This is a genomic window from Streptomyces sp. AB3(2024) (genome assembly GCF_041862025.1).
Classification (GTDB): Bacteria; Actinomycetota; Actinomycetes; order Streptomycetales; family Streptomycetaceae; genus Streptomyces.
Genome location: NZ_JBGWAB010000232.1, coordinates 1 through 6,660 on the forward strand (window position 1 = coordinate 1; position 6,660 = coordinate 6,660).

The window sequence follows — 6,660 nt, forward strand, 5'->3', positions numbered from 1 at the left end:
CCGGTCAGCCCGCCCGCCCCGCTCCCGCGGGCGGCGGGGGCCCGCGCGGTCCTGGCCGACGCCGGGTTCTGGCGCGACCTGGGCTGGGCGTGGCTGGAGCCGCTGGCCGGCGGTCTGCTGGTCGCCGTACCCCCGTCGCTCCTCGTGTACGGGGCGTTCGGGGCGTTCGTCCAGCCGTTCGTGTGGCGGCTGCTGGACGACGGCAACTGGTACGCGTTCGTCCCCGTGCACAGCACCGCCGGCATGCTCGCGGCGCTGCTCCTGGGCCTCGCCTTCACGGCCGCCGCTCTCCTCCTGGCCCCCGCCGTGCTGCGCCTGCACGCCCGCTGGAGCCGGCTGCTCCTCGCCGCGCCCCGGACCACCGAACTCGTCCGCCGCATCGAGCAGCTGACGGACACCCGGGCCGTCGCGCTGGACGGCCGGGCGGACGAACTCCGGCGCATCGAACGGGACCTGCACGACGGGGCACAGGCCCGGCTCGTCGCGCTCGGGATGCGCCTCGACGGCGCGACGCGCCTGCTGCACGATCCGCCGGCCGCCCGCGCCGCGCTGCTGGAGGCGCGCGAACTGTCCGCGCGGGCCCTGGAAGACCTGCGCGACCTGGTCCGGGGCATCCAGCCGCCGATCCTCACCGACCGGGGCCTGGGCGACGCCGTGCGCTCCCTGGCCCTCGACAGCTTCCTCGACGTGCACGTCGAGGTCCGCCTGGCGGGACGGCTGCCGGCCGCGGTCGAATCAGCCGCCTACTTCGCGGTCAACGAGCTGCTGGCCAACGCGGCGAAACACTCCGGCGGCGACCGCGTCGACATCGTCCTCGCCCACGGCGAGGGGCGGCTGCGCGTCACCGTCACCGACGACGGGCACGGCGGGGCGGATCCCGCCCGGGGGACCGGACTGCTCGGCGTCCGGGCCCGATTGGCTACCTTCGACGGGAGCCTCGCCCTGCACAGCCCGCCGGGCGGACCGACCACAGTGACCCTGGAGATCCCGTGCGCGTCGTCCTTGCCGAAGACCTCTTCCTCCTGAGGGACGGCCTGGTCCGCACGCTCCGGGAGCACGGCTTCGACATCGTCGCCGCCGTCGACAACGGCCCCTCGCTGCTGCGCGCCCTGCTGGAGGAGGAGCCGGACGTCGCGGTCGTCGACGTGCGCCTGCCGCCGACCTTCACCGACGAGGGCCTCCAGGCGGCCCTCGAAGCCCGCCGCCACCACCGCGGGCTGCCCGTCCTCGTCCTGTCCCAGTACGTCGACCAGCTCTACGCGAACGAGCTCCTGGCGAGCGACGACGGGGGCGTGGGCTACCTCCTCAAGGACCGGGTCACCGACACCGCCCAGTTCGTCGACGCCGTACGGCGCGTCGCCGCGGGCGGCACCGTCCTGGACCCGCAGGTGATCGGCCGGCTGCTGTCGCGCGGCGACGCCCGGGGCACCATCTCCGCCCTCACCCCACGGGAGCGCGATGTCCTGGAACTGATGGCGGAGGGCCGCTCGAACGCCGCCGTCGCGGCGGCCCTCCACTTCAGCGAGAGCGCGGTCGCCAAGCACACCGCGAGCATCTTCGCCAAACTCGGCATCGCCCCGTCCGCCGAGGACAACCGCCGGGTCCTGGCAGTCCTCGCCTACCTGCGCCGGTAGCCGGGCCGGGTGGCGTCCGGCGAGGGAATCGGCAAGGCTGGGACGCATGGTTTCGGTAGTGCAGAACGTGGCGATCGACTGTGCGGATGCTTATGAACTGGCCCGGTTCTGGAGCGGTGTGACGGGCGGTCCGCTGGACCCGGGGGACGGTCCCGGCTCCCGGGAGGTCCAGGTGACGCCGGAGCAGGGCCCGGTGCTGTACTTCAACCAGGTGCCCGAGCCCAAGACGGTCAAGAACCGGCTTCACCTGTGCCTGCGGCCCGAGGGCTCGCGCGATCGGGAGGTGGACCGGCTGCTGGGCCTCGGTGCCGCCTTCGTCGCCGACCACCGCGATCCCGACGGCGCGGGCTGGGTGGTCCTCGCCGATCCCGAGGGCAACGAGTTCTGCGTCCTGCGCAGCGAGTCCGACCGGGCCGCCGCGGACTCCTGACTACGGGGCGTCGGCGACGGCGCGCTCGTACAGGGCGCGGACGTCGTCCCCGAAGTAGGTGCTGTACGAGGTCTCCTCGTCCCCGCCCCCGTCGCGACCCCCGATCACCCCGATCAGCGTGTGCCCGCCGGTCAGGACGGGGCCGCCGCTGGTGCCGTTCGGTACGTCCGCGCAGTCCAGTCGCAGCTGCGTGGGGCCGTCGGCGACGGCGGTGTTGGAGCAGGCCAGCGGCTGCTCGGTGTCGTTCGGGTAGCCCACCAGGCGGGCCGGCGCGGGCAGCGGGGGCCGGAAGCGGATCGTCTGCGCCCCCGTGACGTCCTCCAGCCGCAGACCCGGCCGGCCCGGGCGGCGTACGCGCAGGAACGCCACGTCGTGGTCGGGGTCGGAGGATTCCACCCAGCGGGGGTCGACGTAGACGCGGGTGGGCACCCACACGCCGTAGGGGGCCGTGTCGTCCTCGTAGCCGGGGACGAAGGCGAGGTTGGTGCGGAAGCCGCCCGCGTACACGCAGTGCGCGGCGGTCGCGATGAGGTCCCCGCCGGGGGAGTGGACCACGCTCGCCGAGCAGTGGTGGTCGGAGTCCCAGTCCGCGCCGGGCGAGAACAGCGCGCCGATCGCCGGCTCGGCGGGCGCGGTACGGGCCTTCAGTGGGTCGGAGCGCCGCCACGGCTGCGGCTCGGCCGGCGCGGCCTCCGCCAGGGCGCGGGTGCCCTCGCGGGCTCCGGCCGGTTCGGTGAGCCGCTCCAGCGCGGACGCGGCGGCCTGGTCGGCCAGCGCCTCGTCCTGGACGTAGCGGCCGCGCGCCGCGTCACCCTCGGCTACGGGCCCCAGCAGGGCGCGCAGCTCCGAACGGTAGGACAGGCCCGCGGCGACGAGCGCGCAGCAGAATCCGGCCAGGACGCAGAGCCGTACCGCCCTGCGGCTCACCGTGCTGCCGACCATGTGGTGCTCCCGCCGTCGAGGATGTTCCGTCGCTCCGTTCGACCGGTGGAAAGGGGACAAGAGTTCCCGAACCGGAACGTGTCGGCCCTCACAACGTGCGGACCGCCATCTGTCGTCCTTCCACCCGTCACTCAACTCCCCTACGCTCCAGCCGACTTGAACCCAACAGTCGGACGGGCGGACGGGAGCCGAAAGCATGAGCATACGGAAGCGGACCACGGGCGCGGTGGTGGCCTCACTGGTGGCCCTGGGGCTCGCCCTGGGCACGGCCCCGGCGGGGGCGGCCGGAGCCGGGGGCGCGGCGGCCGCGGCGGACCTGCCGTACGCGGGCTCGACGGGCGTCGGGGTCCACAACGCCTACGAGAAGACGAAGTACCCCTACTTCGCGGACGCCCTGGATTCCGGCGCGGCGATGCTGGAACTCGACGTGTGGACCAACTTCTTCGGCAGCTCCTGGCGCGTCTCCCACGACAACCCCTTCGGCAACGACAGCAACTGCGAGAACGCCACCAGCCCGGCGCAGCTGCGCACCAAATCCCGCAACCAGAACCTCGCCGGTTGCCTCTCCGACATCCGCAGCTGGCACGACGCCCACCCCGGCCACCGCCCGGTCGTCCTGAAACTGGAGCTCAAGGACGGCTTCGCCGCCAACCTGGGCCGAGGCCCCGCCGAACTCGACGCCCTGCTCTCCGCGAAGCTCGGCGACGCCCTCTACCGCCCGGCGCAGCTCGCCGCCGGCCACCCCGACCTGGACACCGCCGCCCGTGCGGGCGCCTGGCCCGCGCGTTCCGCGATGGCCGGGAAGTTCCTCGTCGAGCTGATCCCCGGCACCGTCGAGGAGGGCAACGCCGCCGACAAGCTGTGGACGGACCGGGAGTACGCCGAGTACCTGCGCTCCCTCGCCGCGGCGGGCCGCCTCTCCCAGGCCGCCGCCTTCCCGGCGGTCCACCGCGCCGAGGCGGGCGACCCCCGCAACCGCTACGCGGACGCCACGCTGCGCCCCTGGTTCGTGGTCTTCGACGGGGACGCGAACGCCTACGCCTCCATCGACACCTCCTGGTACGACCGCAACCACTACATCCTGATCGCCACCGACGCCCAGAACGTGTCCCCGGCCATCGACGGCGTCCACCCCACCGAAGCCGAGGCCCGCGCCCGCGTCGCGCTGATGGCGGCCCACCACGCCTCGATCACCTCGGCGGACTGGTACCCCCTGCCCCAGGTCCTGGGCACGGTACTGCCCCGCGGCTGACGCACCGCGGCCGCGGGGCGGCCGGGCGGCCCGTCGGTGAGGACGGGACGCCCGGCGCCCGGGTTCAGGGAGCCGACGGGGTCAGCTGGACGGTGGCCCGGTCGGCGGTCTCCTTCAGGATCTGGAGGTGGGTGCCGGTGTCGGGGACCTTGACGCCGAGCTGGGGGAGCTCGGCGTTCCAGTACGAGCCGTGGCGGTCGTCGAAGACCGGGACGCCCGCGCGGGAGGGGACCACCAGCGGGACGGCCGCCCTGTGGAGGGTGACGCGGTCCGTCGGACGGGTGGAGAACGGCGCGTCGAAGGTCTGGGCGCGGGCGCCCACGAGGGAGCCGTCCGCGAACCTCAGCGCCTCCGGGCGGGAGTCCACCGGAAGGATCAGCCCCGAGCCCGGGTGCGCCTTGGTGGTGTTGTCGCTGTAGGCGGTGTCCCAGAGCCAGACCAGGACGCCCTGCTGGTACGGGTAGAACTCCACCTTGTCCCCGGTGAAGCCGAAGTTGTACGGACCCGTCTTCAGCAGGCTGCCGTAGCCCGTGTACCGCCGGTTCTCCACGAAGTACGCGCGCGGGTGCTGCTCACTGCCCGTACGACCCTCCGTGCGCGACCACTTGAGGGCCGTCCAGCCGTTCGCGCCCTGTTCCGCGCCGTCGCGCAGCAGCTCCCGGCCGTCTTCGGCGGTGATCCGGAGGTCGTCGAAGGCCGCGCCGCGGCCGTGCGTGTTGCCGTCCGAGGTCACGCGCAGCCGCAGTTGCACCGAGGTGCCCGCGAACCGGTCCAGGGGGACGCTGAGTTCGGCCCAGCCGGCCGAGGTGCCCGAGAGGCCCTTGGCGGGTACGGGGGCGCCGTTCACGGCGGCGGGCAGGGCGGTGAAGGTCCGGCCGCCGTCCGTGGAGGCCTCCACCGTCACGAAGTCGAAGTCCTGCTCGGTGTCGTACCAGACCCGGGAGGAGAAGACGGCCCGCCCGGCGGGGAGGTCGACGGTCCGGGTGAGGGTGTTGTCCATGAAGTCGCCGGTGCCGCTCCACCACTGACTGGCGCCCTCGTAGGGGTCGGCCAGCTCCGTTCGGGTCACCGACGGCGGGAGGTGGACCAGCAGGGCCTGCGGATCGGCGGTGTTGTAGCCCGAGACGCCCAGCACCGCCCGGGTGCGGCGCCCCGCGTCGGCCTCCGTGTACTCCAGCCAGCCCAGCTGCAGCTTGCTCCACGGGTCGAGGTCGCCGGGGAACTGGCCCGTGGTGTTGGGGCCCTTGCCGAGGTAGGACGCCGAGGACATCAGCGACCAGAAGTTGACGGAGTTGTCCCCGTCCGAGCTGTACAGGTCCGGCAGCCCCAGATCGTGGCCGAACTCGTGGGAGAACAGGCCGGCGCCGCTGTTCTCGCCGCCGGTCAGGTAGTCCCCGGCCCAGATGCCGGTGTCCCCGACCGGGGTGCCGCCCGCCTTGTTGCCCTCCGGGCCCGCGGAGCCGGCCTGGTTCCAGTACGCGAACCAGCGGTGCGCCCAGACGGCGTCCTTGCCCTGGGCGCCGCCGCCCCAGGTCTGGTCCTTGCCCGCGTGCACCACGACCAGGTGGTCGAGGTAGCCGTCCGGCTCGTCGAAGTTGCCGTCGTGGTCGGCGTCGTAGCGGTCCCACACGTCGTACTCGGCGAGCTCCGCCTTGATCTGCTCGGGCGTACGGCCCTTGGCGCGTTCGGCGTCGTACCAGGCGGCCGTGGCGTCGCGGATCATGTCCCAGTTGGTGCGGCACTGGCCGGACTCGGTGCAGTTGTCCGTGCCGTAACGGGCTTCGTTGTAGGGGAGCTTGACCCAGTCGGTGACGGTGCCGTCCATGTCGTAACGGCCGGAGGACTGGGTCCGGTAGTAGGCCCGCATGCTGGCCGAGCCCGGGTCGGTGGAGAAGAACTGCTTCTGGTAGGAGGCCCGGTCGAAGTCCCCCCGCCACAGGGTGTGGTTGTCGTCCGCGGCGGGCTTGCCGATGGTGTTGTGCAGCGGGCCGGGGGTGCCGCCGGAGCGGGGGTCCGTCTGGTCGCCGAACTCGGCGAGGATGACGAAGACCTTGTCCTTGCGCTCCTGGGCGAGTTCCACGTACTGCTTGCCGACCTTGGCCGTACGGGGGAGGGTGCCGTCGGCCTCGGCGCGCACACCGGACGAGGCGCCGCCCGCCGCGACGTCCTCCAGGGCCTGCCGGCGCAGGGACTGGCGCTGGAGTTCGAGGGGGGCGGGCGGCGGTGCGGCGGCTTCCCGGCCTTGCGGGTCGCCCGCGGCCGTCGGCGGCGGGGCGGCGGGTGGCGGGGGGGGGGGGGGGGGGGGGGGGGGGGGGGGGGGGGGGGGGGGGGGGGTTTTCGCGACCCTCCCCAACAAAAATAAAAAAAAAGAAATGCTTCACTTGCTTTGTGGTCTGTGTTTG

Annotated in this window: 6 protein-coding genes; 4 read left to right on the forward strand and 2 right to left on the reverse strand. The window is 73.4% G+C overall.

The genetic code is table 11. The features are described from left to right. From ACEPPI_RS39280 to ACEPPI_RS39290, 3 genes are all read left to right on the forward strand, one after another. Window positions 1-1,026: sensor histidine kinase (locus tag ACEPPI_RS39280; RefSeq protein WP_373920044.1), on the forward strand; the 1,026-nt coding region annotated here is incomplete at its 5' end. Beyond that, complete coding sequence (locus ACEPPI_RS39285; protein ID WP_373920045.1) at window positions 990-1,634, forward strand: response regulator; 645 nt, start codon at window positions 990-992, stop codon at window positions 1,632-1,634. The genes ACEPPI_RS39280 and ACEPPI_RS39285, both read left to right, overlap by 37 nt. A 46-nt stretch (window positions 1,635-1,680) precedes the next feature. Next, a complete protein-coding gene (locus ACEPPI_RS39290; RefSeq protein WP_373920046.1) occupies window positions 1,681-2,064 on the forward strand; it encodes a VOC family protein in 384 nt (127 codons plus the stop codon). Here ACEPPI_RS39290 and ACEPPI_RS39295 read toward each other — a convergent pair whose 3' ends face one another. Beyond that, window positions 2,065-3,006 carry a serine protease gene (locus tag ACEPPI_RS39295; protein WP_373920047.1) on the reverse strand — a complete coding sequence of 314 codons (942 nt, stop codon included), beginning with the start codon at window positions 3,004-3,006 and terminating at the stop codon, window positions 2,065-2,067. A 196-nt stretch (window positions 3,007-3,202) separates the two neighbouring features. Between ACEPPI_RS39295 and ACEPPI_RS39300 the strand changes: the two genes are divergently transcribed. Next, entirely contained in the window at window positions 3,203-4,258 is a 1,056-nt protein-coding gene (locus ACEPPI_RS39300; RefSeq protein ID WP_373920048.1) for a phosphatidylinositol-specific phospholipase C domain-containing protein, read from the forward strand. A gap of 64 nt (window positions 4,259-4,322) precedes the next feature. Here ACEPPI_RS39300 and ACEPPI_RS39305 read toward each other — a convergent pair whose 3' ends face one another. Then, a complete protein-coding gene (locus ACEPPI_RS39305) occupies window positions 4,323-6,395 on the reverse strand; it encodes an immune inhibitor A domain-containing protein (protein ID WP_373920049.1) in 2,073 nt (690 codons plus the stop codon). Window positions 6,396-6,660 lie beyond the last annotated feature (265 nt).

Bases quoted from the DNA above. Each gene is read 5' to 3' on its own strand.
- ACEPPI_RS39295 (WP_373920047.1), bottom strand. From the start codon at position 3,006: ATGGTCGGCAGCACGGTGAGCCGCAGGGCGGTACGGCTCTGCGTCCTG.
- ACEPPI_RS39290 (WP_373920046.1), top strand. From the start codon at position 1,681: ATGGTTTCGGTAGTGCAGAACGTGGCGATCGACTGTGCGGATGCTTAT.
- ACEPPI_RS39300 (WP_373920048.1), top strand. From the start codon at position 3,203: ATGAGCATACGGAAGCGGACCACGGGCGCGGTGGTGGCCTCACTGGTG.